Origin of the sequence: Parvibaculum lavamentivorans DS-1 (assembly GCF_000017565.1) — a bacterium.
In the GTDB taxonomy this organism is placed as follows: domain Bacteria; phylum Pseudomonadota; class Alphaproteobacteria; order Parvibaculales; family Parvibaculaceae; genus Parvibaculum; species Parvibaculum lavamentivorans.
Genome location: NC_009719.1, coordinates 2,775,760 through 2,800,297 on the forward strand (window position 1 = coordinate 2,775,760; position 24,538 = coordinate 2,800,297).

Consider the following 24,538-nt stretch of genomic DNA (forward strand, 5'->3'; position numbering starts at 1 on the left):
CTCATGGCCGAGACACCGGCCGATTACGCCGACACGATCGATAATTTGGATGACAGCGACGAAGCCGCCGGCGAGAGCGGCTGGGCGCTGCCCGCGCGGCGCTGGATCGTCATCGGCGGGGTGGCCATCGGTATCGTGGCGACGCTTCTCGATGCCCTGGGCGTCCATGCGTTCGGCGTGCCTGGCGGGCTCACCGTTTTCGGCCTCTTCTCCATCGCCACCGTGGTGCTTTACGGGCTTTCCGGCAGCAATGCCGATGCGTTGACCCGCTCGCCGCTTGCCGCGGCCGATGCGCTGACGGCGCTTCCAGATCCCTGTTATGTGACGGACCGGCGCGGTTCGGTGCTGTTTGCAAACGAGGCCTATCGCTCGCTGGCCGGCGATTTCGATGCCGGGCGGCCGGCGCCGCTCGAACGGTTGTTGGCGGGGCAGGGCGATGCGGCGGAGGTCGTGTTCCGGCTGGCGCAGGCGGCGCGAACGGGATTTGCCGCCGAGGAAGAAGTGCGGCTCGGGCCGCGCGGGGGGCCACGCATCTACCGTGTCGTCGTCCGGCCGCTCAGCGGGCGCGCGGGTGGCGCGGTCTGGCTTTTCCGCGACCTGACGGCGGAGCGCGAACGGGCGGAAGCGGCGGAAAACATACACAAGCGTTCGCTCGCCTATGTCGAACATGCACCGTTCGGCTTTTTCGCGGCGGACAGCGACGGCACCCTCATTTTCATGAATGCCCGCCTCGGCGGCTGGCTCGGCATGGAACCTCTCAGCATCGTCCAACGGCGAATGAAGCTCGACGAGCTTGTGCAGGGCGAGGCGCCGGCGCTGGCGGAAGGTGAGGCGGAGGAAAGCGGACAATTGCCGCCGCTCGATGTCGACCTGCGGGGCGCGGAAGGCCGGATCATTCCGGTTCGCATCATGCGGACGCGCGTCAGGGCGGAGAATGGACGGCAGGGGCGCATTTTTGCGCTGGTGCTGAACCGGACGACGGGCGACAAGGCCGAAGAAACAGCGCGCGATGCCGAGATGCGTTTTGCGCGCTTCTTCAACAATGCGCCGATCGGCATTGCAACCGTCGATGCGGATTGCCGGATCGACAACGCCAACAAGTCATTTGTTGCCTATGTCGGCGAAGGTGTGGAGCGCGGTACGAAGCTCACCGATCTTGTGGTGGAAGAAGACCGTGCGGCCGTTGCGGAAACGATCGGGCAGGCGCTTTCGGGGCGGCTTTCGGCGGCGCCGGTGGATGTACGCCTCGTGCGCAATGCCGAGCGGGTGGGGCAGCTCTATGCCGCGCGCGTCGATACCGGGGCGGGCGCTTCCCTCGTTGTCTACCTGATCGACGCGACGGAGCAGAAGTCGCTCGAATTGCAATTCGCGCAGTCGCAGAAGATGCAGGCGGTGGGCCAGCTCGCGGGCGGCGTCGCACATGACTTCAACAACCTGCTGACGGCGATCATCGGTTTTTGCGACCTGCTGCTGGCGCGGCATCAGGCGGGCGATCCTTCCTTCGCGGATGTCGTGCAGATCAAGCAGAACGCCAATCGCGCCGCGAACCTGACGCGGCAATTGCTCGCCTTCTCGCGGCGGCAGACGCTCAGGCCGAAGGTTCTTTCGCTCACCGACGCGGTGGCGGAACTGCAGAACCTGCTGGCGCGGCTCCTCACCGAGAAAGTCGAACTCAAGATCGTGCATGGCCGCGATCTCGGCCTTGTGAAGGTCGACCAGAACCAGCTCGAACAGGTCATCATCAATCTCGCCGTCAATGCGCGCGACGCGATGCCGGATGGCGGCAAGCTCACCATCCGCACCGCCAATGTGTCGGAGGCGGACAGCCGCGCGCTCGATCACCCGCTGATGCCGCATGGCGAATATCTGCTGATCGAAGTGGCCGATACGGGGCACGGCATCCCGAAGGAAAATCTCGGCAAGATCTTCGAGCCCTTCTACACGACGAAAGATCCTTCCAAGGGCACGGGGCTCGGCCTGTCGACGGTCTATGGCATCGTGAAGCAGACCGGCGGCTTCATCTTCCCCTATTCGACGATCGGCAAGGGCACGACCTTCCGCATCTATCTGCCGCGCTATGTCGAGACCGCCGCCGACCGTGTGGCGGAGGAGGCGGCTGCGGCGGCGACGCGGGTGGAGCCGGCCGATCTCACCGGCAAGGGCACCATCCTTCTCGTCGAGGACGAGGATGCGGTGCGGACCTTCGCGGCGCGGGCGCTTCAGACGCGGGGCTATGACGTATTGCAGGCGGAAAGCGGCGAGGTGGCGCTGGCCGTGGTCGAACAATATGAGGGCCGGATCGACCTCGTGGTGTCGGACGTCGTGATGCCGAACATGGACGGGCCCACCATGGCCAAGGCGCTCAAGGGCATGCTTCCCGACACGCCGATCATCTTCGTTTCGGGCTATGCGGAGGACGCCTTCGCCAAGAGCCTCGACCCGAGCCAGGAGTTTCATTTCCTGCCGAAACCCTTTTCGCTCAAGCAATTGGCCGCCGCCGTTAAGGAAGTCATGAGCGCGAAGTAGCGAATGCTGGTTTCACCATGCGGGACCATGTATCCTGTGCCGGTATGAAACGACGGGGCAAGCGGTTTCGCCTGATGTCCATTGATCTGAGTACCCTCCAGCCGGACAGCTCCCGGCCGGCGCGCACGAGCGCGGAGAACCACCGGGCCGCGCTCGCCGTGGCGCGGCGGCATACGGGGCATGTCGCCTGGCCGACGGTGTTCGTGTCGCTCGGCTCGCTGGTGGCGCTTGCCGTGTCGACGGCGGCGGGGCTCACGGGCACATGGCCGCTCTGGGTGTCGATGCTGGTGAATGGCTATCTGCTGCTGATGCAGTTCATGGCGGTTCACGACGGCATCCATGACGCGATCTCGGGCGACGACCGGCGCTACAAATGGCTGAACGATACGCTCGCCTGGATCGGCGGCATCGCCACGCTCATTCCCTATCGCGGCTACGATGTGATGCATCTCGTCCATCACCGCTATACCAATGATTTCGAGCGCGACCCGGATACATGGTGCGCCTCCCGCAACCCGCTGGTGCTGGTGTTCCGCTTCTTCACGCAGACGCCGCACTACGTCTTCATGATGACGCGGATGGGCATGTGGAAAGACCCGGCGCACCGGAAGCAGTATTTCATCGCCGGCGCGCATCATTTGACGGCGTGGACGCTTGTTGCCGTCGGCTTCGTCTATGGATGGGGCTGGGAGATCCTGATGCTGTGGATCTTCCCGACCTTCCTCAACGTCGCGCTGATCGGGCTCGTCTTCAACTACCTGCCGCACCGGCCGCATCTCTCGCAGGAGCGTTACAAGGACAGCGGCGTCTTCCTGCTGCCGCGCGCCATTCACCGGCTGGTGACGGTGCTCGACATGTACCAGACCTATCACCTCATCCATCACCTCTTCCCGCGCATCCCCTTCTACCGGATCGGCGCCGCCTTCCATGAAATGCGGCCGATCCTCGAGGCGGAAGGGGCGGTCATCCATGACTGGACCCATGCCTGGGACCGGAAGCGCGGCGGGCTGGCGGCACGGCCGCTGGCGGGCGTCGCGCCGGGCGCGCGCATGGCGCGGGCCGGCGTGGCGGCAGAGGCGCCGGGTCGTGCCGTCGCGGACAGCGAAGCGGAACGCCGCGCGAACATGTGCTGATTTTCCCTTTAATCTCAATGGCTTGAAAAATCCGTTGCCAATGAGAACAAAATAAGTACATTGACCGTCAAGGAACGGCGCGTTGCGCGACTCGGCGGGTGATGGAATAAGGGGAAATCGGTCATGTCAAAGAATGTAGTGAGCCTCGTGAAAGACGATTCGGACAAGAAGAAGGCGCTGGACGCCGCTCTCAGCCAGATCGAGCGGTCGTTCGGCAAGGGTTCCATCATGCGGCTCGGCAAGAACGAGCAGATCGTGGAGATCGAGTCGGTTTCGACCGGATCGCTCGGCCTCGACATCGCGCTTGGCATCGGCGGTTTGCCGCGCGGCCGCATCATCGAGATTTACGGGCCGGAATCGTCGGGCAAGACCACGCTGGCGCTGCAGACCGTGGCCGAGGCCCAGAAGAGCGGCGGCGTCTGCGCCTTCGTGGACGCGGAACACGCGCTCGACCCCATTTATGCCCGCAAGCTCGGCGTGCAGCTCGACGACCTGCTGATTTCCCAGCCCGACACCGGCGAGCAGGCGCTTGAAATCGCCGATACGCTGGTCCGCTCCGGCGCGGTCGACGTGCTGGTGATCGACTCGGTGGCGGCGCTGACGCCGAAGGCCGAACTGGAAGGCGAGATGGGCGACAGCCTGCCGGGCCTTCAGGCGCGGCTGATGAGCCAGGCGCTCCGCAAGCTCACCGGTTCGATTTCCAAGTCGAACACGATGGTCATCTTCATCAACCAGATCCGCATGAAGATCGGCGTGATGTTCGGCAGCCCGGAAACGACCACCGGCGGCAACGCCCTGAAATTCTACGCCTCCGTCCGCCTCGACATCCGCCGCATCGGCGCGATCAAGGACCGGGACGAGGTGGTGGGCAACCAGACCCGCGTGAAGGTGGTGAAGAACAAGGTTGCGCCGCCCTTCAAGCAGGTCGAATTCGACATCATGTATGGCGAGGGTATTTCCAAGATGGGCGAGCTCGTCGATCTCGGCTCCAAGGCCGGCATCGTCGAGAAGTCCGGCTCCTGGTTCTCCTATAACAGCCAGCGTATCGGACAGGGCCGCGAGAACGCCAAGCAGTTCCTCCGGGACAATCCCGAGATGGCTGCCGAGATCGAGGCGGCGATCCGCGCCAATGCGGGCCTCATTGCCGAGAAGATCATGGATGTTCCCGGCAGCGAGCGCGATGGCGACGAGGATGCCGGCGACATGGAAGCCAGCGCATAGGGTTTTACTTCGGTTCTCTAGCCGAATGTGCAGGGCGGCGCCGGGTACCCTCCGGCGCCGCTTTCTTTTTGCGCCCTTGTCCCGTCATTTCACCTTTCCGCGCCGCTCAGGGCCTTTCTGGACAGGGGACGGGGCGACAGGTAAAAGCTGACACCCTATATATCCTTGAGAAACGGGCGGATTGCGGGCCTCGTCCCTTCCGCCCCTTATCCCGAAAACGAGCGGAAAATGGCCGGCGTCAACGAGATCAGAAGCAAGTATCTGGAATTTTTCCGGGCGCAGGGCCATGAGGTCGTGGCCTCCGGTCCCCTTGTGCCGAATAACGACCCGACGCTGCTTTTCACCAATGCCGGCATGGTGCCGTTCAAGAATGTCTTCACCGGTCAGGAGACGCGGCCCTACAAGCGCGCGGCGAGCTCGCAGAAATGCGTGCGCGCGGGCGGCAAGCATAATGACCTCGACAATGTCGGCTATACGGCGCGCCATCACACCTTCTTCGAGATGCTCGGCAACTTCTCCTTCGGCGACTACTACAAGGCCGAGGCGATCGAGTTCGCCTGGGATCTCATCACGAAGGAACTGGCGCTGCCCGAAAGCCGCCTCATGGTCACCATCTATGAGGATGATGACGAGGCGCACGGGCTCTGGAAGAAGATCACCGGCCTGAGCGACGACAAGATCGTCCGCCTCGGCGCCAAGTCGAATTTCTGGCAGATGGGCGATACCGGTCCCTGCGGCCCGAATTCGGAAATCTTCTACGATCACGGCGACAAGATCCCCGGCGGCCCTCCCGGCAGCCCGGACGAGGATGGCGACCGCTTCATCGAAATCTGGAACCTCGTCTTCATGCAGTATGAGCAGCATGAAGACGGCTCGCGCACGCGGCTGCCCAAGCCCTCGATCGACACCGGCATGGGCCTCGAGCGCATCGCCGCCGTGTTGCAGGGCACGCATGACAATTATTCGACCGACCTGATGCGCTCGCTCATCGTCGCCTCCGCCGAGGCCTCGAAAAGCGATCCGGACGGGCCGCACGCCGTCAGCCACCGCGTCATCGCGGATCATCTCCGTTCAAGCTCGTTCCTCCTCGCCGACGGCGTGATGCCGTCGAACGAAGGCCGCGGCTATGTGCTTCGCCGCATCATGCGCCGCGCCATGCGCCACGCGCAGCTCGTCGGCGTTGCCGAGCCGCTGATGTGGCGGCTCGTTCCGGCGCTTGTCCGCCAGATGGGCGATGCCTATCCCGAATTGCGGCGCGCCGAGGCGCTCGTCACCGAAACGCTGCGGCTCGAAGAAACGCGCTTCCGCGAAACGCTGACGCGCGGGCTGAAGCTGCTCGACGAGGAAATCGAAAGCCTCGGCGGCAAGGGCGTGCTGGCGGGCGAGGTCGCCTTCAAGCTCTACGACACTTACGGTTTCCCCCTCGATCTCACGCAGGATGCGCTGCGCTCGCGCGGCATGAGCGTCGATCAGACCGGCTTCGACGAGGCAATGGCGAAGCAGCGGCAGGATGCGCGCGCCGCCTGGTCGGGTTCCGGCGAGAAGGCAACGGAAGCTGTCTGGTTCGAGCTCCGCGACAAGGTCGGCGCCACGGAATTCCTCGGCTATGAAAGCGAGATTGCGGAAGGCAAGGTCGTCGCGCTCCTCGTGGATGGCCAGCCTGTCGACAAGGTGGAGGCCGGCACGGACGCCGCCCTCATCACCAACCAGACACCGTTCTATGCGGAGTCCGGCGGCCAGGTCGGCGACACCGGCATCGTCTTCTCGGCCGATGGCGCGGAGTTCCCCGTCATCGACACGATGAAGAAGCTTGGTGCGCTGCATGTCCATATCGGCAAGCTCGCGCGCGGCACGCTGAAGCTCGGCGACATCGTCGAGATGAAGGTCGACAAATCCCTGCGCGATGCAACGCGCGCCAATCACTCCGCAACCCATCTGCTGCATGAGGCGCTGCGCCGCGTGCTCGGCGATCACGTGACGCAGAAGGGCTCGATGGTCGGGCCGGAGCGGCTGCGCTTCGACTTCAGCCATCCGAAGCCGATGACGCCGGAAGAAATTTCCGAGGTCGAGACCATCGTCAATCGCGTGATCCGCCAGAACGCGGAAGTGACGACGCGGCTGATGACGCCGGAAGATGCGATCGCGGCGGGCGCGCTGGCGCTTTTCGGCGAAAAATATGGCGAGGAAGTGCGTGTGCTGGCCATGGGGCTCGATGACGAAAACCCCAACGGCACCTATTCGGTCGAGCTTTGCGGCGGTACGCATGTGCGCCGCGTCGGCGACATCGCGATCTTCAAGATCGTCAGCGAAAGTGCGGTCGCGTCAGGCATCCGCCGCATTGAGGCGCTGACGGGCGAGGGCGCTCGCGCCTATCTCGTCGCACAGGACAGGATCGCGAAGGAAGCGGCAAGCGCGCTTCGCATTTCGACGGAAGACCTGCCGGCCCGCGTCGTCTCGCTGATGGAAGAGCGCAAAAGGCTGGAGCGCGAGCTGGCGCAGGCGAAGAAGCAGCTTGCCATGTCCGGCGGCGGCGGTTCCGGCGGGCAGGAATCACCAGTGCAGGAATTCGGCGGCGTGAAGCTCATTGCGCGCAAGCTTGAAGGCGTGAACCCGAAGGATCTGCGCGGCCTCATCGACGAGAGCAAAAAGCAGCTCGGCTCCGGCGTCGTGGTGCTTGTCGCAATTTCGGAAGACGGCAAGGGCGCCATCGCCGTCGGCGTCACCGACGATCTCACCTCGCGCTACAACGCGGTCGAACTCGTGAAGGCGGGTGCGGCGGCAATGGGCGGCAAGGGCGGCGGCGGAAGGCCCGACATGGCGCAGGCCGGCGGCCCGGAAGCCGAAAAGGCCGACGCCGCGCTCGACGCGGTGAAGGCGGCGGTCGGCGAACTTGCCGGTGCTGCGTAGAGAAGCGCCTCGCTCTCTACCACCCTCTCCTTGGGGGAGGGTCGACAAAATTCAAGCGGAACGCGCCGAATTTTTCGGGGCGGGGGCTGTGCTTCCGCCCCGATGAACTTTCCCGCTCGTAATTGCAGTCAAGCCGCGACCCTGCCCCAAACCGCTTGCAGCGGTTTGACCCTCCCCCAAGGGGAGGGTGGTAGAGAGGAGCGTCCGCGAAAATAAACTTGTCCCCCTCCATTCCTCCGTCCCCATATTAGTTTCATCTCGCTCCGCGAAGGGCGCGTCCGGACGGCCGGTTGCGTGGAGAGGGAGCGGCGTCCTGCGGTGTGCGGAGTAACGTACCGTGCATCCCGGGAGGATCTGATTGTGGAGCGGACACTACGATCCGCAAGCGGCCGGCCGATAAAAGCCGGAGCACCGTTGGGTTATGGGTGGCAGGTTCAAGAATCGCCGTGCGCGGAGCGTCGGAGGAGGACGCATCCCGCCAATATAAACAAACAAAGGCGGCGTCGCCGCCGCTCCGCGCAACCTTCTTTTCCTGAAGGCCGCAAACGAAAAGAAAACCCCGAAGGCGCGTGCCTTGCGGGGCTGTTCGTGCTGAGCGGTGATCCTGCCGTTCTTTCGCTGGCTGGTCTGTTCGTCTGCAGATTACGCCTGTTTCGCGAGCGCCTTGTCGAGATTGGCGGCGACCTTGTCGAGGAAGCCTTCCGTCGACAGCCATGACTGTTCGGAGCCGACGAGCAGCGCCAGGTCCTTCGTCATGTGGCCGCTTTCCACTGTCGAAACGCAGACCTTTTCGAGCGTCTGGGCGAACTTCGCCAATTCGTCATTGCCGTCCAGCTTGGCGCGATGCGTGAGCCCGCGCGTCCAGGCGAAGATCGAGGCGATCGAGTTGGTCGAGGTTTCCTCGCCGCGCTGATGGGCGCGGAAGTGGCGCGTCACCGTGCCATGCGCGGCTTCTGCTTCCATGATCTTGCCGTCCGGCGTCAGCAGCACGGATGTCATCAGGCCGAGCGAGCCGAAGCCCTGCGCCACCGAGTCCGACTGCACGTCGCCATCGTAGTTCTTGCACGCCCAGACATAGCCGCCGGACCACTTCATCGCCGAGGCCACCATGTCGTCGATCAGGCGGTGCTCATAGGTGATCTTCGCGGCCTCGAAATCGGCCTTGAATTCCTTCTCGTAGATTTCCTGGAAAAGGTTCTTGAAGCGGCCGTCATAGGTTTTCAGGATCGTGTTCTTGGTCGAGAGGTAGACCGGATACTTCCTGGCGAGGCCGAACTTCATGCAGGCGCGGGCGAAGTCGCGGATGCTGTCGTCGAGATTGTACATCCCCATGGCGACGCCGGCGGAGGGGAAATCGAAAATCTCTTCCTCGATCGTGTCCTTGCCGTCCTCGGACACCCACTTCATGGTGAGCTTGCCCTTGCCGGGGATCAGAATGTCGGTGGCGCGGTACTGGTCGCCGAAGGCATGACGGCCGATCACGATCGGCTCCGTCCAGCCGGGCACGAGGCGCGGAATGTTGCGGCAGATGATGGGCTCGCGGAAGACGGTGCCGCCGAGAATGTTGCGGATGGTGCCGTTGGGCGACTTCCACATCTTCTTCAGCTTGAATTCCTCGACGCGCGCCTCATCCGGCGTGATGGTCGCGCATTTGACGCCGACGCCGTATTTCTTGATCGCTTCCGCGCTCTCCACCGTCACCTTGTCGTCGGTGGCGTCGCGGTGCTCCATGCCGAGGTCGTAATAGTCGATGTCGAGATCCAGATAGGGGAAGATCAGCTTGTCCTTGATCATCTGCCAGATGATCCGGGTCATCTCATCGCCATCGAGATCGACCACGGGGTTTGCGACTTTGATCTTCGGCATGGGGGATCCTTCGAACTTGTAACGGGCGGGATGCGCGGGCAGGCGCGCGGGGCCGGTAAAGGGCCCTCTTCCTATAACATTGCGGGCCGATTGATTAAAGGCGGGCAATCGCTTATTGAGCGCGGGCCGAGTTCCCCTAGGGAACAGAGAGAATATGGCGGAGCGGCATGGCCGGCACGGATCAAACCAGGAAAGACGAGGCGCTCCGGGAAGCAGGGCCTGCGGTGATTCTCGTGGCGCCGCAGCTCGGCGAGAATATCGGTACGGCCGCGCGCGCCATGCTGAATTTCGGGCTCACCGACCTGCGCCTCGTGCGGCCGCGCGATGGCTGGCCGAACGAGCGTGCCCGCGCGGCGGCTTCGGGCGCGGACGAGGTGATAGACGGGGCGCGGCTTTTCGCCACCACGGCAGAGGCCATCGCGGATCTCGATTATGTCATTGCGACGACAGCCCGCTCCCGTGACATGGTGAAGCCGATCCTGACGCCGGAGACGGCGGCTACTCAGATGCGCGTGGCCTTCGGCGCGGGCGGGCGTGCCGGGCTCCTCTTCGGGCCGGAGCGCACGGGGCTCGAGAATGACGACATTGTCCTTGCCGATGCGCTGATGATGGTGCCTGTCAATCCCGCCTTCGCCTCGCTCAATCTCGCGCAATGCGTATTGCTGATGTCCTATGAGTGGCACAAGGCGGGTGACGCTACGGAAGCCGCGCGGATCGAATATCCGCAGACGCGGCCCGCCACCAAGGAGGAGCTTGTCGGCTTCTTCCATCACCTCGAGGGCGAGCTTGACCGCTTCGGTTTCCTGAAGCCGCCGGAGAAGCGGCCCTCGATGATCCGGAACCTGCGCAACATGTTCCAGCGCGCGGTCCTCACCGAGCAAGAGGTCCGCACCTTGCGCGGTGTCGTCGCGGCGCTGACGCGGCGCTATCCGAAAGGCGAGGGGCCGCCGGACTGATATGCTGGCGGATGAGGGATTCGCCAAAGGGGGAGAAACACATGGAGCGCTATTCGGGTACGCTCGCGTCGCTGGGCGCGCGGCCGCTGCCGCAATGGTATGACGACGCCAAGTTCGGCATCTTCATTCACTGGGGCCTCTTTTCAATTCCCGCCTTCGCGCCCCGCCTCGGCAGCATCTCGGATGCCTTCAAGAAGGATTACGATCGCGCCGTCGCGATGACGCCTTACACCGAGTGGTATGCGACCGCGATCAAGGTGCCCGGACGCCCTCGGCTGAGTTTCACGCCGAGCATTATGGCAACCGGCCCTATGGCGATTTCCGGGAAGCCTTCGCCGCGGGCCTGAAAAGCTGGGATCCGGACAGCTGGGCCGAAGCCTTCGCCCGCTCCGGCGCGAAATATTTCGTGCTGGTAACGAAGCATCATGACGGGTTCTGCCTCTGGCCGAGCGGCGTCGCGAACCGTCACGAACAAGGCTGGACGACGGAGCGCGACATTGTCGGCGAACTCGCGCGTGCCGTCCGCGCGCAGGGCTTGCGCTTCGGCGTCTATTATTCCGGCGGCATCGACTGGACCTTCAATCGCGAACCGCTGCGCACGCTGGTGGATTTCCTCGGGTCGATGCCGGCGGGCGATTATCCGGCCTATGCGCTGGCGCAGACGCGAGAACTGATCGAGCGGTATGAGCCGAGCGTGTTGTGGAACGACATATCCTGGCCGACGGGGCTCGATGAATTGCTGACGCTCTTTGCGGATTACTACAATGCCGTGCCGGAAGGCGTGGTGAATGACCGCTGGCCGCATGCACGCTTCGCCTCGCGCCTGTTGCGGCAAAAGCCGGTACGCCGCCTCGTCGATTATTTCGCCAAACGCTACATCGCGAAGAATCCGCAAGCGGTCGAGGGCATCATTCCGCAGCCCATTCCGCACAGCGATTTCCGGACGCCCGAATACACGCGCTTCTCCACCATCCAGAAGAAGAAGTGGGAAGCGACGCGCGGCATGAGCTATTCCTTCGGCTTCAACCGCGACGACAAGGACGAAGACTATGAGGCGGCGGACACGCTGCTCGGCGATTTCATCGACGGTGTTTCGAAGGGCGGCAATCTCCTGCTGAATATCGGGCCGCGCGGTGCGGATGCCGGCATTCCGGAGGCGCAGCTCTCGCGGCTCAGCGCCTTTGGCGACTGGCTCGGCGCCAATGGATCGGCGGTCTATGGCAGCAAGCCATGGGGCAAGGCCGGCGAGACCTCGGACACGGAGACGGCGGACGGCCTCCCCGTCCGCTTCACGCAGCGGGACGGCATGGTCAATATTCTTATCCTCGGGCGACCGGCAGGTGAGAGCCTGCGCCTGCGCAATGTGGCGCTGACGGGCGAGGGCAAGCTCCTCGCCGACGGCAGCCCCGTCGGCCAGGACCTCCTCCTCACCTTCCGCCGCCCGCTCGATGGCGGTTTTGGCCCTGTGGTCAGGGTGGCGGCTGTTTGACAGCAGGCACGGGCCGGGCTAAAACCCGCCTCGAAACGGGCTCCCGGATTTGGGGGCCTGTTTTATTTAACTACGCACCCGCGGGGAAGGCGACGCTTGTAGCCATCCCCTGTCGGCCCAAAAAGGGCAGAGGAGGGCGCGTTTCCGTCATTCTTGACCAAGGAAACCGCGATGACAAAGCGCCAGGAGTCCAAGTACAAAATCGACCGCCGGATGGGCGAAAACATCTGGGGTCGTCCGAAGAGCCCGGTTAACCGCCGCGAATACGGCCCCGGCCAGCATGGCCAGCGCCGCAAGGGCAAGCTCTCGGATTACGGCGTGCAGCTGCGCGCCAAGCAGAAGCTCAAGGGCTTCTACGGCAACATTTCCGAAAAGCAGTTCCGCGGCATCTACAAGGAGGCGAACCGTCTCCGTGGCGATACCAGCGAAATCCTGATCGGCCTGCTGGAGCGCCGCCTCGATGCGGTCGTCTACCGCGCCAAATTCGTGATGACGCCTTTCGCCGCGCGCCAGTTCGTCGGCCATGGCCACATTCTGGTCAACGGCAAGCGCGTCAACGTGCCGAGCTACCGCGTTCGTGAAGGCGATGTGATCGAGGTGCGCGAGAAGTCGAAGCAGCTCGCGATCGTTCTCGAAGCCTCGCAGTCGGCCGAGCGCGACACGCCGGACTACATCGAAGTCGATCACGACAAGATGGTTGCGAAGTTCGTCCGTATTCCGGCCTTCAGCGACGTTCCCTACGCCGCTCACATGGAACCGAACCTCGTTATCGAATTCTATTCGCGCAGCTAGTCTGCCGCGTCACGGCAAAAGAAAAGGCCGCGCACTGCGCGGCCTTTTTTGTTGCCCGATGGCGGGGAGTTCTTACGCGGCTTCCGTCTGGACGCCCTTCTGCGCAAGGTAGTCGCGCAGTTCGCCCTGTTCGAACATTTCGCGGACGATGTCGCAGCCGCCGACAAATTCGCCCTTCACATAGAGCTGCGGAATGGTCGGCCATTCCGAGAATTCCTTGATGCCCTGGCGGATGTCGTCATCCTCCAGCACGTTGATGCCCTTGAAGGGAACGCCAAGATAGGTCAGCACCTGCACGACGGCGTTGGAGAAGCCGCATTGCGGAAAGACCGGCGTGCCCTTCATGAACAGCACCACGTCCTGGCTCGCCACTTCGCCTTTGATGCGGTCGAAGACCGGATTTTCGCTCATGTCGTTTCGTCCTTTCGCGGCTCGATGCCGGCGCTTGTGTCAGTCCTGCGGCGCGCTGGTTTGCAGCGCCAATGCGTGAAGCTCGTTGCCCATGCCGCCCTTCAGCGCGCTGTAGACCATCTGGTGCTGCTGCACGCGGGTCTTGCCCTTGAAGGCGGCGGAGACGACGTTCGCGGCGTAATGGTCGCCGTCGCCTGCCAGATCGCGAATGTCGATGATCGCATCGGGAAGGGCCTCCTTGATGAGACGTTCGATTTCCGAGGCGGTCATGGCCATGTCGTGCGGGTCTCCCGTTTGGCGTTGGCGTTCACAATTCGGCGCCTGCCGCCATATAGGCGGGCAGCCAGCCCTCATGGGCGGCTTTGATACCCGCCAATGATATGGGAACGCCCCCGTTGAGTGTCAATTCGTTACCGCCGGTCGTGCCGAGGCGGGTGGCGGGAATTCCTGCCTTTTCCGCCCGTGCGATGAAGGCTTTCGCCTCATTTTCCGGCATGGTTACCAGGTAGCGTGCCTGATCCTCGCCGAAAGCCCAGGCGTGGAGGGGAAGGGCGGTCTCCGGTTTGACGCTTGCGCCGATGCCGCCCGCCATCGCCATTTCGGCGAGCGCCACCAGAATTCCGCCATCCGAAATGTCGTGAACGGCGGTGGTTCTTCCGGCGCGGATTTCGGCGCGCACGAAGTCGCCATTGCGGCGTTCGACGGCAAGGTCGACAGGCGGCGGCGCGCTGCGGTCGTCGGTCTTTCCGGCGATGTCGCGCAGATAGATGCTCTGGCCGAGATGGCCCTTCGTCTCGCCGATCAGCACAATGGCTTCGCCTTCCGCCTTGAAGGCGATGGTGACGCGCTCTTCGAAATTGTCGAGCAGGCCGACCGCGCCGATGGCGGGCGTCGGCAGGATGCCCTTGCCGTTGGTCTCGTTGTAGAGCGACACATTGCCGGAGACGACAGGGAAGTCGAGCGCGCGGCAGGCATCGCCGATGCCTTCGATGCAGCCGACGAACTGGCCCATGATGTCCGGCTTCTCGGGATTGCCGAAATTCAGATTGTCGGTAATGGCAAGCGGCTCGGCGCCGACAGCCGTCAGGTTGCGCCAGCATTCGGCGACTGCCTGCTTGCCGCCTTCGCGCGGATCGGCGGCGCAATAGCGCGGCGTCACGTCGAGCGTGAAGGCGAGGCCCTTTGGCCCGCGCTCCACGCGGATCACAGCGGCGTCGCCGCCCGGTCCGATTGCCGTGTTGCCCTGAATGAGGTGGTCATATTGCTCCCAGACCCAGCGGCGCGAGCACATGTCCGGCAGGCCAAGCATCCGCACAAGTATCTCGCCGATATTGTTCGGCGCGGGCACGCTGGAAGGGTCGAGAGGCTCCGGCTTCACAGGCGCTATCCATGGCCGGTCATATTCCGGCGCCTGATCGCCGAGGTCCTTGATCGGCAGATCGGCCATGACCTGTCCGTGCCGCTTGATGCGGAAGCGCAGGTCGTCCGTCGTCTTGCCGATGATCGCGAAGTCGAGGCCCCATTTGACGAAGATCGCCTCGGCCTCTTTTTCCTTCGCCGGATCGAGCACCATGAGCATGCGCTCCTGGCTTTCCGACAGCATCATTTCATAGGCCGTCATGCCGTCTTCGCGACACGGCACCTTGTCGAGGTCGAGTTCGACGCCGAGGTCGCCCTTGGCGCCCATCTCGACGGCGGAGCAGGTGAGGCCCGCCGCGCCCATGTCCTGAATGGCGATGACGGCGCCCGATGCCATCAGTTCAAGGCAGGCTTCGAGCAGCAGCTTTTCGGAAAAGGGATCGCCGATCTGCACGGTCGGGCGCTTCTCTTCCGAGTTCTCACCGAATTCGGCGGAGGCCATGGTCGCGCCGTGAATGCCGTCGCGTCCGGTCTTGGAGCCGAGATAGACGATCGGGAGGCCGACGCCCTTCGCTTCCGAATAGAAAATCTTGTCGGCATCGGCGAGGCCCGCCGCGAAGGCGTTCACAAGGCAGTTGCCATTATAGCTCGGATCGAAATTCACCTCGCCGCCGATGGTCGGCACGCCGAAGCTGTTGCCGTAGCCGCCGATGCCCGCGACGACGCCCGACACGATGTGCCGCGTGCGCGGATGATCCGGCGCGCCGAAGCGCAGCGCGTTCAGCGCCGCGACGGGGCGCGCGCCCATCGTGAAGACGTCGCGCAGAATGCCGCCGACGCCCGTTGCCGCGCCTTCATGCGGTTCGATGTAGGAGGGGTGGTTGTGGCTTTCCATCTTGAAGATGATCGCCTGTCCGTCGCCGATATCGACGACGCCCGCATTTTCGCCGGGCCCGCAGATGACGCGCGGCCCCGTGGTCGGCAGCGTGCGCAGCCACTTCTTCGAGGATTTATACGAGCAGTGCTCGTTCCACATGGCGGAGAAGATGCCGAGTTCGGTCAGCGTCGGTTCGCGCCCGATCAGGTCGAGAATGCGCTGGTACTCGTCGGGCTTCAGGCCGTGCTCGGCGATCAGCTCCGGGGTGATCCTGACATCGTTCGGTATCACGCCACAGCCTCCAGCACGCTTTCAAAGAGAGCGCGTCCGTCGGTCGCGCCGTTCAACGGTTCGATCATGTTTTCAGGGTGGGGCATCAGGCCGAACACATTGCCGCGCTCGTTGAGAATGCCGGCAATGTCGTTCAGCGAACCGTTCGGGTTGGTGCCGCGCGCATAGCGCAGGCCGACGCGGCCTTCGCCTTCGAGGCGCTTCAGCGTCTCGCTATCCGCAAAGTAGTTGCCGTCGCCATGCGCGACCGGGCAGCGCCACACCTGACCGGCTTCGTATTTGCGCGTGAAGTCCGTATCGGCATTCGCAACTTCTAGATCGACATGCTTGCAGACGAATTTGAGAGCGGCATTGCGCATCAGCACGCCGGGCAGAAGTCCCGCTTCGCAGAGAATCTGGAAGCCGTTGCAGACGCCGAGTATGCGTACGCCCCTGTCCGCTGCCTTCGCCACGGCGGGCATGATGTTGCCGCGTGCGGCAATGGCGCCGGTGCGCAGATAGTCGCCATAGGAAAAGCCGCCGCACAGGACCACGAGGTCCGTCTCGGGAAGTTCCCGGTCCGCATGCCAGACGGCGGTCGGTTTGCTGCCGGTGATGGTTTCAAGCGCGTACATCATGTCGCGCTCGCGGTTCGAGCCGGGGAAGACGACGACGGAAGATTTCATGCTCACTTCTCGTCCAGCTCGATCGCGTAGTTTTCGATGACGGTATTGGCGAGAAGCTTCTTGCACATCTCGTCAATGGCGGCTTCGGCCTTCTTGCGGTCGGTCTCGGCCAGTTCGACCTCGATGTATTTTCCCTGCCGCACGCTTTCGACGCCGGAGAAACCGAGCGAGCCGAGCGCCCCCTCGATCGCCTTACCCTGCGGGTCGAGAACACCGTTCTTGAGCGTGACCTTGATACGCGCTTTCATACTTCCTCGTGTCACTTGACCAGTTTCGGGCCGCTACGCTTGGGTTCATTCTCGAACAGGATGCCGAGCCGCCTTGCGACTTCCGAATAGGCTTCGATCAGCCCGCCCATGTCGCGGCGGAAGCGGTCCTTGTCCATCTTGTCGTTGGTTCGGGTATCCCACAGCCGGCAGCAGTCCGGGCTGATCTCGTCCGCGAGAACGACGCGCACCATCTCGCCTTCGTAGAGGCGGCCGAACTCGACCTTGAAGTCGACGAGGCGGATGCCGATGCCGAGAAAGAGGCCGGTCAGGAAGTCGTTGATGCGCAAGGCGAGCGCCATCATGTCGTCGATTTCCTGCGGCGTTGCCCAGCCGAAGGCTGTGATGTGTTCTTCCGACACCATCGGGTCGTGCAGCTCGTCGTTCTTGTAATAGAACTCGATGATGGAGCGCGGCAGCACCGTGCCTTCGTCGATGCCGAGGCGCTTGGAGAGCGAGCCCGCCGCCACGTTCCGCACCACCACCTCGCAAGGGATGATCTCGACTTCGCGGATGAGCTGTTCGCGCATGTTGAGCGCGCGGATGAAATGCGTCGGCACGCCGATCTCGTTCAGCCGCGTGAAGATGAATTCGGAGATGCGGTTGTTGAGAACGCCCTTGCCCTCGATGGTGGCGCGTTTCTGCGCGTCGAAGGCAGTCGCATCGTCCTTGAAATGCTGAATGAGCGTGCCGGGTTCCGGGCCTTCGTAAAGTACCTTTGCCTTGCCTTCATAAACGCGTCTGCGCCGGCTCATGTCATGATTCCAATCGGTTAGCCCGGAGGTGGGTGCGCGAGGTCCGCCCGCGCGAATTTTGGGGCCGCTCCAAAGCGGTAGGAGAGCCGGAAGAGGCAGCGGAATCGGCCCTCCGGCGTGCGCAAAGTACCCCAAGGCCAGAAGCGATACAACGAGCCTTTGGTGCGGCGCAACCCTTGCGAAAAACGGCTGGAAATCAGGGCTTTAGCTAATTCGTCGCAGGCCGCCGCGCCGCCTCCGATCACGGTTGATTTGGGGAGGCCGGGCGGCTATGCCTAGGGCAGAATTCAGGCTTGCCGCCATTTTCCGGTAGCAGGCTTTGCATCATGTAACGGAGAGACCCGCTTATGACCACCTTCGACAAGCGCGAGGAAGGCTTCGAGAAGAAGTTCGCACATGACGAGGAGCTGCGCTTCAAGGCCACGGCCCGCCGCAACAAGCTGCTCGGCCTGTGGGCGGCGGAGCTGCTCGGGCTGTCGGGCGATGCGGCCGCGGCTTATGCGCTCGAGGTGGTTTCGGCGGATTTCGAGGAAGCGGGCGAGGAAGATGTCTTCCGCAAGGTGCGCCGCGATTTCGACGCGAAGGGTGTGGCCCAGTCCGATGCCGACATCCGCGCCGCCATGGCCCGCCTGCTCGACGAAGCCGTCCGCCAGATTCAGGCCTGACGCACGGAATTATTGGAAGATCGAGACGCAGCCAAGCAGCAGTATCTCGTCTTTCGACGCGCCTTCCATCGGCAGGTGGACGATTTCGAGTTCCAGGAAATCCCGTTTGACGCCGCAGAGGCGGCCCCGGGTGATGTGCGGCTCCTGCTGCGTCGTGACCTTTCGGTAGACGCCGGCATTATGGTCCACATGGTCCGGGTGGTAGAACTCTGAGATTGTCATGCCTGTCGGATCGAAGTCGAGCCAACGGGTCAGCGTTGTGCCGACGAGGCGCAGGCGCCAGTCCCGGGCCGAGGCGTCGGTCGGCTCCAGCACGAAAACATTGGGAAGCAAAGGGGCTGCCTCGCGGCAGGGGAGTTCGGCGCGGCTGAGCAGGCGGCCGTCCTTGCGATGCCGCTCCCAGAAGTCGATCAGCGCCAGCGAAAGAGGGTGGGATGCGGCCGGGATCGGCGCCACATTCGTCTCGATCCGTATCGCCGGATTTTCGTGATTTCTGGGTCGCGCATCGGCATACATCGCCGCTATCCCGGTTTTTATCGGGACCGCCTGCCGGCCCCTGCTTCGATGTGACCAGCAAAGCGATAAAATCCGCTTAAAACACGCCTTGTTGGGTCCAGATCGGCATCATTCCGCCTCTGCCGCCGAGATCAGCATGGTGGCGAAGCTCCGGGCCGCCGTTTCCCTTGCGTCCGCCTCGCTCAAGCCGCGAATGAAATTGACGGGCGATTCCCGCAGCCGGTGCATCGCCGCCCAGGCCACGACTTCGATGCCGAGCCGTGCCGCGAGGATGAGGGCGGGCGAGGGGGCGGCTTTCCGTCCGGCGGCTTTCACCGCCGCCTCCGCGAGCTGGTCGCGGTGCCGGGCGCGGAGATCGCGTGCATGCATCTGTTCGAACTCGGCTATCTCCGAAGAACACTGGTCGACCAGCCAGATGGCGCGGCGGGCCTCGCTCAGCATGTCGTAAAGCTCGCGTCCGATCTGGCGCAGCGTCTCCATGCCGGCCTTGGCGTTTGGCTTCAAGGCCTCGTCGAGCGCCGGCCAGTGGCGGACCTCAGCGATTCGTGCAGCGAAAATGGCGGCTGTCGCCTTCATGCCCGGGTCGGCGAGCGGGAAGGCGAGGTTTTCCAGCGGCCGCGCGCAGACCTTCAGGATCGCCAGATGGAAGAGCGCCTCCTTGCTCGTCACATAGAGATAAAGCGTACCTGCGGAGACGCCTGCAACCTTCGCCACGTCCGCCATCTGGGTCCGGCGGATGCCGAGGTCGGTAAAGCAGGCGATCGCGGCTTCCGCGATGTCGTCCACTTTCTGCGGCGTTTTCTTCCGGGCCATTCCTCGCTCCTTTGTTGCCTCGACGCGAGTATCTCCCCGAATCGTCTTGACTCTTAGAATAAATGAATGAATCATTCAGTCAAGATAGCTTGGGAGAGAGATCATGACCCGCTTCGCGTTTTTCCTGTTGTCCATCCTGTTGATGTCGTTGCCCGCGCAGGCTGCGGGCTGGAGTCATTATGGCGGCGATGCGGGCGGGCAGCGCCATTCGGCCTCGGCGCAGATCACCCCGGCGAATGTGGGCAATCTCGCGCCCGCATGGACCTACTCCACGGGCGACCTGACGGCGCGCGCTGACGACATGAAGAGCAGCGCCTTCGAGGGCACGCCGGTTCTCGTCGCAGGCTCGCTCATCTTCTGCTCGCCCTTCAACGAGGTAATTGCGCTCGATCCCGGCACGGGTGCCGAGAAGTGGCGCTACGACCCGAAGGTTACGACCGGCTACCGGCCGGGCAACCAGTTCATCTGCCGGGGCGTCACGCCCTGGGTGGATGCGGCGGCGGGGGAGGGCGACCTCTGCGCCACCAGGCTGTTCATGGGTACGGTCGACAGCCGCCTCATCGCGCTCGATGCGGGGACAGGCCAGCCCTGCCTTGGTTTCGGCATGGATGGCGAAGTCCGTATCGATCCCGGCATGGATCTCCAATGGCCCGGCGAATTCCAGATCACGTCGCCACCCGCCGTTGCGGATGGCGTCGTCGTCATCGGCTCCGCCATCAGCGACAATCGCCGCGTCGATGCGCCGAAGGGCACCGTCCGCGCCTTCGATGCGCGCACGGGCAAGCCGCTCTGGGATTTCAATCCGGTGACACGCGGCGCGAAGGATCATCCCGAGGATTGGCCGCGCGGCGTCGCGGAACATACAGGCCATGCCAATGTCTGGGCGCCGATGTCGGCGGACGAGACGCGCGGGCTTTTCTTCCTGCCGACATCATCGCCGAGCCCCGATTTCTTCGGCGGCGAGCGTTCCGGCGACAACCGCTATGCGAATTCCGTCGTCGCGCTCGATGCGCGCACCGGCGATGTCCGCTGGCACTTCCAGACCGTGCATCACGATGTCTGGGATTACGATCTGCCGGCGCAGCCGAGCCTCGTCACGCTGACGCGCGAAGGCAAGCCACTCGATGCCGTGGTGCAGGTGACGAAGACGGGCTTCGTCTTCGTGCTCGACCGCGATACGGGCAAGCCGATCTTCGAAGTGGAAGAGCGTCCCGTGCCGCAGGGCGGCGCGGCGGGCGAGTTTCTCTCGCCGACGCAGCCTTTCCCCGTCGCGCCGCCGCCGCTGGTGCCGCAAACGCTGTCGCCGGACGATGCCTGGGGCCTCACTTACTGGGACCGCAAGGCCTGCCGCGAAAAGATCGCCGGCGCGCGCTCCGAAGGTCTCTACACGCCGCCGAGCCCTCAAGGCACGATCATGTATCCCTTCACCGGTGGTGGCGCTAACTGGGGCGGCATGGCGTTCGATCCGAAAAGCCAGCTCATGTACATCAACACGAGCCGCGCCGCGCATCTCATCACGCTGATCCCGTCGGAAGATTTCGCCGCCGCGAAGGCGGCCGAGCCGAACGAGGAAATCTCGCCGCAGGCGCCGACGCGCTGGGCGGTGAAGCGCGAGCTTGTGCTCTCGCCGCTCGATCTCCCCTGCAATCCGCCGCCCTGGGGCATGTTGACGGCGGTCGATCTTTCCGACGGCACCATCGCATGGGAAAGCGTGCTCGGCACTGTGCGCGACCTCGCGCCCGTGCCCCTGCCGTGGAAACTCGGCACGCCGAATTTCGGCGGACCCATCGTCACGGCGGGCGGCGTCGTCTTCATCGGCGCGGCGATGGACGATTACCTGCGTGCCTTCGATGCGGCGTCAGGCGAGGAACTCTGGAAAGGTCGTCTCCCCGCGGGCGGGCAGGCCACGCCCATGACCTATGAATGGGAAGGCCGCCAATATGTCGTCATCGCCGCCGGCGGCCATGCTCGCGCGACGACGAGGCTCGGCGACTCCGTCGTCGCCTTCGCGCTGCCGGAGTGAGGATCAGACGGCTTCCTTCACCTTCAGCCGTGCCGCGATCTGTTCGAGCGAGAAGAGGTGGTTGCCTTCTTTCACGACGTCATAGACCGTGACGTTCAGTGCCCGGAGCGTCTTGCGGACGATCTGTCTCGTCTCCGGGTGCTCGTCGAAGTCGATGACGTTGACGCAGCAGGTGTTCTGGTCGATCGCGGCAAAGGTCGAGAGGCCGGAGCCAAGCGCCCAGCCGATCACCAGGCGGTTGATGCCGCCATGCGCGACGAGGGCGAGCGTCTCCCATTCGGGTTCGGCGATCACCTCTTCAAGCGCGGAGACGACGCGCGTATTCACTTCCTCGAAACTGTCACCGCCATTGTAGCGCGCGCCGGGCAGGTGCGCGTCGCGGAACGAATAGGCGATGTCGTTCAGGTCCTTGATCTGGTCTCGGAAGGAACTGTTGCTCTGGAACTCGACGAAGTGTTCCAGCGGCTCGATTTCGAGCCCGCGCCCTTCAAGGATGAGCTGCGCCGTTTCCACCGAACGCGGAAAGCTCGACGTCACCGCCCGGTCGAACGGAATTTTCTGAAGCGCCTTGCCGGTCAGCGTCGCCTGCTCGCGGCCCCAATCCGTCAGCGGCACGGCGGAGGCATCCGCCACCCGGTTCCCCTTGTCGTCGACATAGGAAACGTCGCCATGGCGGAACAGATAGATGCGGCGGCGGCGCGAGCCGTCGAAAGCGGTGCGAAGCATGAAAAGCCCTCCGGTAGCGGAATGTCGATGCCGCGCAGTATAGGGCGGAATGTGACGGAGAGGTGAAGCCTCTCAGGGCGCGATCAGATCGACAGTGGGAAAATAGTTTTCGTAGCGGCCCTTGTCTCTCGTCAGCAAAGGCACCGCAGCAACGGCGGCATGTGCGCCGATGAAGAAATCGGGAAGCACGCCAGTGCGCGTTCCACCGCGCTTTTTGTATTCGCGGAAGGCCTTGCCGGCAAGGAAGAGAGCGGGGCGCGGAATGTCGAGCACAGTAATGCCTGCCGCATCGAGAAAGTTATCCGTTTCCTCGATGCGCGCAAAACCGACGGAAAGCTCGGCATATATGACGGTATTAATCGCGAGACGGTCGCGGGCGGCGGCAACTTCCAGCTGGTGTTGGGACCAGTCAGCCCAGTTGGGATCGTCCTGGACGAGGTCGAGCAGCACATTTGTGTCGACCAGAATCAAGGCTTCAACTTTCGCCCCGCGTGAGAGCCATGATCTCTTCCGTGCTCATCTTTACGGTCGCCGTTCCACGAAGGCGCGCGAAGGGACTTTTTTTCAGGCTGCGTTTGCGTCCTGCCGTCGTCAGCAGAAAGCGGCCGTCTTCCGTTGGCTCGAACTGTACCTCGGTGCCGGGCTTGATCCCGAGACGGTCGCGAACCGCCTTTGGAATGGTGACCTGCCCCTTGCTTGTGACGATTGTGCCCATCAACTTGCCTTGAAAGTATTACCTTTGAATTGATAGTAATACTTCTCTCGGCGTCAGGCAAGGGGAGGAAGCCTATTCCGCCGCCTTGCCCTGTTTGGCCATCGCCTCTTTCCCGAACACCCGCGCGAAGATCGTGTCGACATGCTTGGTGTGGTAGCCGAGGTCGAACAGGTCTTCGAGTTCGGCATCGGAAAGCTTCGCCGAGACGTCCTTGTCCGCCTTCAGCAGTTCGAGAAAATTGCCTTCGCCGCGCCAGACCGGCATGGCGTTCCGCTGCACGAGGCGGTAAGCGTCCTCGCGGGAGGCACCCTTCTGCGTCAGCGCCAGCAGCACGCGCTGCGAATGGACGAGCCCGCCGAGCCGGTCGAGGTTCTTCTGCATCTGCTCGGGATAGACCAGCAGCTTGTCGATGACGCCGGTTAGCCGCGCCAGCGCGAAGTCGAGCGTCACTGTCGCGTCCGGGCCGATCATGCGTTCGACGGAGGAGTGCGAAATATCGCGCTCATGCCAGAGCGCCACGTTCTCCATCGCGGGCAACGCCATGCCGCGTACGAGCCGGGCGAGGCCGGTCAGGTTTTCCGTCAGCACGGGGTTCCGCTTGTGCGGCATCGCCGACGAGCCCTTCTGGCCTTCGGAGAAGAACTCTTCCGCTTCCAGAACCTCGGTGCGCTGCAGGTGGCGGATTTCCGTCGCCACTCGCTCGATGGAGGAGGCGATGACGCCGAGCGTCGCGAAATACATCGCGTGCCGGTCGCGCGGGATTACCTGTGTCGACACGGGCTCCGGCTCGAGGCCGAGCGCCTTCGCGACATGTTCTTCCACGCGCGGGTCGATATTGGCGAAGGTGCCGACCGCGCCCGAGATCGCGCAGGTCGCGACTTCCTTGCGCGCGTTCACCAGCCGCTCGCGGCAGCGCGTGAACTCGGCATAGGCTTCCGCCATCTTCAGGCCGAAGGTCACGGGCTCGGCATGGATGCCGTGGCTGCGGCCGATGGAAACCGTGTCCTTGTGCTCGAAGGCGCGGCGCTTGATGGCGGCCAGCAGCTCGTCGATATCCTTCAGCATGATGTCGGCGGCGCGGACAAGCTGCACATTGAAGCAAGTGTCCAGAACATCGGAAGACGTCATTCCCTGATGGACGAAGCGGGAATCCTCGCCGATGAATTCGGCGAGATGCGTCAGAAACGCGATGACGTCGTGCTTCACCTCGCGTTCGATCTCGTCGATCTTCGCGACGTCGAAGACCGCCTTGTCGCCGCGTTCGCGAATGTTCTTCGCGGCCTCCTTCGGGATCACGCCCAGTTCCGCCAGCGCCTCGCAGGCATGCGCCTCGATTTCGAACCAGATGCGGAACTTCGTATCGGGTTCCCAGATGGCGACCATTTCGGGCCGCGAATAGCGCGGAATCATCAGGCGCCTCTCAAGGTTGGCGGGGCAGGGGGAAGGAATGGGCAGGGTTTAGCACTTGGGCACCTCTCCCTCAACACTCATGGTGGAAACCCTTTCTTTCGGGGCCTTCCCGGCGTTACCCTTGGGTTAAACCGCACGAGCGGAAACAAAAACGAG

General features: G+C 63.6%; 23 protein-coding genes. 10 read left to right on the plus strand and 13 right to left on the minus strand.

All coding sequences use genetic code 11. The annotated features are described in order from the left end of the window. Positions 1-3 precede the first annotated feature (3 nt). The 4 genes from PLAV_RS13050 to alaS all read left to right on the plus strand — a co-directional run bounded on the left by PLAV_RS13050 (position 4) and on the right by alaS (position 7,787). Positions 4-2,526: a PAS domain-containing protein gene (locus tag PLAV_RS13050; RefSeq protein WP_012111497.1), complete on the plus strand. Its 2,523-nt coding sequence runs from the start codon at positions 4-6 to the stop codon at positions 2,524-2,526. Positions 2,527-2,600: 74 nt separating this feature from the next. Next, positions 2,601-3,659 (plus strand): fatty acid desaturase family protein, encoded by a 1,059-nt coding sequence (locus PLAV_RS13055; RefSeq protein WP_041536006.1) that lies wholly within the window; start codon positions 2,601-2,603, stop codon positions 3,657-3,659. A 123-nt stretch (positions 3,660-3,782) separates the two neighbouring features. Continuing rightward, positions 3,783-4,880, plus strand: a complete 1,098-nt coding sequence (gene recA, locus PLAV_RS13060; RefSeq protein ID WP_012111499.1) for a recombinase RecA — start codon at positions 3,783-3,785, stop codon at positions 4,878-4,880. 228 nt (positions 4,881-5,108) lie between these two features. Continuing rightward, entirely contained in the window at positions 5,109-7,787 is a 2,679-nt protein-coding gene (gene alaS, locus PLAV_RS13065) for an alanine--tRNA ligase (protein ID WP_041536007.1), read from the plus strand. A gap of 642 nt (positions 7,788-8,429) precedes the next feature. Here alaS and PLAV_RS13070 read toward each other — a convergent pair. Continuing rightward, positions 8,430-9,653, minus strand: a complete 1,224-nt coding sequence (locus tag PLAV_RS13070) for an NADP-dependent isocitrate dehydrogenase (protein ID WP_012111501.1) — start codon at positions 9,651-9,653, stop codon at positions 8,430-8,432. Between the two features lie 167 nt (positions 9,654-9,820). On the opposite strand from PLAV_RS13070, the gene PLAV_RS13075 reads away from it, so the two are divergent. The 4 genes from PLAV_RS13075 to rpsD all read left to right on the plus strand — a co-directional run bounded on the left by PLAV_RS13075 (position 9,821) and on the right by rpsD (position 12,890). Then, a complete protein-coding gene (locus PLAV_RS13075; RefSeq protein WP_012111502.1) occupies positions 9,821-10,609 on the plus strand; it encodes an RNA methyltransferase in 789 nt (262 codons plus the stop codon). Between the two features lie 41 nt (positions 10,610-10,650). Continuing rightward, on the plus strand, positions 10,651-10,956 hold the full coding sequence (locus tag PLAV_RS19980) for an alpha-L-fucosidase (protein ID WP_049767782.1): 306 nt from the start codon (positions 10,651-10,653) through the stop codon (positions 10,954-10,956). Further along, positions 10,845-12,098 (plus strand): alpha-L-fucosidase, encoded by a 1,254-nt coding sequence (locus PLAV_RS13080; protein WP_083762577.1) that lies wholly within the window; start codon positions 10,845-10,847, stop codon positions 12,096-12,098. Before PLAV_RS19980 ends, PLAV_RS13080 begins: the two co-directional genes overlap by 112 nt. A gap of 171 nt (positions 12,099-12,269) precedes the next feature. Continuing rightward, positions 12,270-12,890, plus strand: coding sequence for a 30S ribosomal protein S4 (gene rpsD, locus PLAV_RS13085; protein ID WP_012111503.1), 621 nt, complete (start codon positions 12,270-12,272; stop codon positions 12,888-12,890). Positions 12,891-12,962: 72 nt separating this feature from the next. Here rpsD and grxD read toward each other — a convergent pair whose 3' ends face one another. The 6 genes from grxD to purC are packed head-to-tail and all read right to left on the minus strand — an operon-like array spanning position 12,963 to position 17,514. Then, complete coding sequence (gene grxD / locus PLAV_RS13090; RefSeq protein WP_012111504.1) at positions 12,963-13,301, minus strand: Grx4 family monothiol glutaredoxin; 339 nt, start codon at positions 13,299-13,301, stop codon at positions 12,963-12,965. A 39-nt stretch (positions 13,302-13,340) separates the two neighbouring features. Then, positions 13,341-13,577: a BolA family protein gene (locus PLAV_RS13095; protein ID WP_012111505.1), complete on the minus strand. Its 237-nt coding sequence runs from the start codon at positions 13,575-13,577 to the stop codon at positions 13,341-13,343. 31 nt (positions 13,578-13,608) lie between these two features. Then, the gene (gene purL, locus PLAV_RS13100) at positions 13,609-15,825 is read right to left on the minus strand and encodes a phosphoribosylformylglycinamidine synthase subunit PurL (protein ID WP_041536719.1); all 2,217 of its coding nucleotides are present in this window, start codon (positions 15,823-15,825) and stop codon (positions 13,609-13,611) included. Then, positions 15,825-16,493, minus strand: coding sequence for a phosphoribosylformylglycinamidine synthase subunit PurQ (purQ, locus tag PLAV_RS13105; RefSeq protein WP_012111507.1), 669 nt, complete (start codon positions 16,491-16,493; stop codon positions 15,825-15,827). The genes purL and purQ overlap by 1 nt, the downstream gene beginning before the upstream one ends. A gap of 2 nt (positions 16,494-16,495) precedes the next feature. Next, entirely contained in the window at positions 16,496-16,741 is a 246-nt protein-coding gene (gene purS / locus PLAV_RS13110) for a phosphoribosylformylglycinamidine synthase subunit PurS (RefSeq protein ID WP_012111508.1), read from the minus strand. Between the two features lie 11 nt (positions 16,742-16,752). Continuing rightward, entirely contained in the window at positions 16,753-17,514 is a 762-nt protein-coding gene (purC, locus tag PLAV_RS13115) for a phosphoribosylaminoimidazolesuccinocarboxamide synthase (RefSeq protein WP_012111509.1), read from the minus strand. A gap of 347 nt (positions 17,515-17,861) precedes the next feature. On the opposite strand from purC, the gene PLAV_RS13120 reads away from it, so the two are divergent. After that, a complete protein-coding gene (locus PLAV_RS13120; RefSeq protein ID WP_012111510.1) occupies positions 17,862-18,179 on the plus strand; it encodes a DUF1476 domain-containing protein in 318 nt (105 codons plus the stop codon). Positions 18,180-18,188: 9 nt separating this feature from the next. On the opposite strand, the gene PLAV_RS13125 is transcribed toward PLAV_RS13120, so the two are convergent. Together PLAV_RS13125 and PLAV_RS13130 are read right to left on the minus strand one after the other, a co-directional pair. Further along, complete coding sequence (locus tag PLAV_RS13125) at positions 18,189-18,695, minus strand: PAS domain-containing protein (protein WP_012111511.1); 507 nt, start codon at positions 18,693-18,695, stop codon at positions 18,189-18,191. A gap of 108 nt (positions 18,696-18,803) precedes the next feature. Continuing rightward, positions 18,804-19,508 carry a TetR/AcrR family transcriptional regulator gene (locus PLAV_RS13130; protein ID WP_012111512.1) on the minus strand — a complete coding sequence of 235 codons (705 nt, stop codon included), beginning with the start codon at positions 19,506-19,508 and terminating at the stop codon, positions 18,804-18,806. 103 nt (positions 19,509-19,611) lie between these two features. Here PLAV_RS13130 and PLAV_RS13135 point away from each other — a divergent pair, with 103 nt between their 5' ends. After that, positions 19,612-21,531, plus strand: coding sequence for a pyrroloquinoline quinone-dependent dehydrogenase (locus tag PLAV_RS13135; RefSeq protein ID WP_012111513.1), 1,920 nt, complete (start codon positions 19,612-19,614; stop codon positions 21,529-21,531). A 3-nt stretch (positions 21,532-21,534) separates the two neighbouring features. On the opposite strand, the gene PLAV_RS19040 is transcribed toward PLAV_RS13135, so the two are convergent. From PLAV_RS19040 to purB, 4 genes are all read right to left on the minus strand, one after another. Beyond that, a complete protein-coding gene (locus PLAV_RS19040; protein ID WP_012111514.1) occupies positions 21,535-22,257 on the minus strand; it encodes a histidine phosphatase family protein in 723 nt (240 codons plus the stop codon). A 72-nt stretch (positions 22,258-22,329) separates the two neighbouring features. Next, positions 22,330-22,728 (minus strand): type II toxin-antitoxin system VapC family toxin, encoded by a 399-nt coding sequence (locus PLAV_RS13145; protein WP_012111515.1) that lies wholly within the window; start codon positions 22,726-22,728, stop codon positions 22,330-22,332. A gap of 4 nt (positions 22,729-22,732) precedes the next feature. Beyond that, positions 22,733-22,972: an AbrB/MazE/SpoVT family DNA-binding domain-containing protein gene (locus PLAV_RS13150; RefSeq protein ID WP_012111516.1), complete on the minus strand. Its 240-nt coding sequence runs from the start codon at positions 22,970-22,972 to the stop codon at positions 22,733-22,735. A gap of 72 nt (positions 22,973-23,044) precedes the next feature. After that, a complete protein-coding gene (gene purB, locus PLAV_RS13155; RefSeq protein ID WP_012111517.1) occupies positions 23,045-24,382 on the minus strand; it encodes an adenylosuccinate lyase in 1,338 nt (445 codons plus the stop codon). Positions 24,383-24,538: the final 156 nt, after the last annotated feature.

What these genes read in the sequence shown, in the direction of transcription:
- PLAV_RS13050 (WP_012111497.1), top strand. Translation starts at nt 4, where the DNA reads ATGGCCGAGACACCGGCCGATTACGCCGACACGATCGATAATTTGGAT.
- PLAV_RS13055 (WP_041536006.1), top strand. Translation starts at nt 2,601, where the DNA reads ATGTCCATTGATCTGAGTACCCTCCAGCCGGACAGCTCCCGGCCGGCG.
- recA (WP_012111499.1), top strand. Translation starts at nt 3,783, where the DNA reads ATGTCAAAGAATGTAGTGAGCCTCGTGAAAGACGATTCGGACAAGAAG.
- alaS (WP_041536007.1), top strand. Translation starts at nt 5,109, where the DNA reads ATGGCCGGCGTCAACGAGATCAGAAGCAAGTATCTGGAATTTTTCCGG.
- PLAV_RS13070 (WP_012111501.1), bottom strand. Translation starts at nt 9,653, where the DNA reads ATGCCGAAGATCAAAGTCGCAAACCCCGTGGTCGATCTCGATGGCGAT.
- PLAV_RS13075 (WP_012111502.1), top strand. Translation starts at nt 9,821, where the DNA reads ATGGCCGGCACGGATCAAACCAGGAAAGACGAGGCGCTCCGGGAAGCA.
- PLAV_RS19980 (WP_049767782.1), top strand. Translation starts at nt 10,651, where the DNA reads ATGGAGCGCTATTCGGGTACGCTCGCGTCGCTGGGCGCGCGGCCGCTG.
- rpsD (WP_012111503.1), top strand. Translation starts at nt 12,270, where the DNA reads ATGACAAAGCGCCAGGAGTCCAAGTACAAAATCGACCGCCGGATGGGC.
- grxD (WP_012111504.1), bottom strand. Translation starts at nt 13,301, where the DNA reads ATGAGCGAAAATCCGGTCTTCGACCGCATCAAAGGCGAAGTGGCGAGC.
- PLAV_RS13095 (WP_012111505.1), bottom strand. Translation starts at nt 13,577, where the DNA reads ATGGCCATGACCGCCTCGGAAATCGAACGTCTCATCAAGGAGGCCCTT.
- purQ (WP_012111507.1), bottom strand. Translation starts at nt 16,493, where the DNA reads ATGAAATCTTCCGTCGTCGTCTTCCCCGGCTCGAACCGCGAGCGCGAC.
- purS (WP_012111508.1), bottom strand. Translation starts at nt 16,741, where the DNA reads ATGAAAGCGCGTATCAAGGTCACGCTCAAGAACGGTGTTCTCGACCCG.
- purC (WP_012111509.1), bottom strand. Translation starts at nt 17,514, where the DNA reads ATGAGCCGGCGCAGACGCGTTTATGAAGGCAAGGCAAAGGTACTTTAC.
- PLAV_RS13120 (WP_012111510.1), top strand. Translation starts at nt 17,862, where the DNA reads ATGACCACCTTCGACAAGCGCGAGGAAGGCTTCGAGAAGAAGTTCGCA.
- PLAV_RS13125 (WP_012111511.1), bottom strand. Translation starts at nt 18,695, where the DNA reads ATGTATGCCGATGCGCGACCCAGAAATCACGAAAATCCGGCGATACGG.
- PLAV_RS13130 (WP_012111512.1), bottom strand. Translation starts at nt 19,508, where the DNA reads ATGGCCCGGAAGAAAACGCCGCAGAAAGTGGACGACATCGCGGAAGCC.
- PLAV_RS13135 (WP_012111513.1), top strand. Translation starts at nt 19,612, where the DNA reads ATGACCCGCTTCGCGTTTTTCCTGTTGTCCATCCTGTTGATGTCGTTG.
- PLAV_RS19040 (WP_012111514.1), bottom strand. Translation starts at nt 22,257, where the DNA reads ATGCTTCGCACCGCTTTCGACGGCTCGCGCCGCCGCCGCATCTATCTG.
- PLAV_RS13150 (WP_012111516.1), bottom strand. Translation starts at nt 22,972, where the DNA reads ATGGGCACAATCGTCACAAGCAAGGGGCAGGTCACCATTCCAAAGGCG.
- purB (WP_012111517.1), bottom strand. Translation starts at nt 24,382, where the DNA reads ATGATTCCGCGCTATTCGCGGCCCGAAATGGTCGCCATCTGGGAACCC.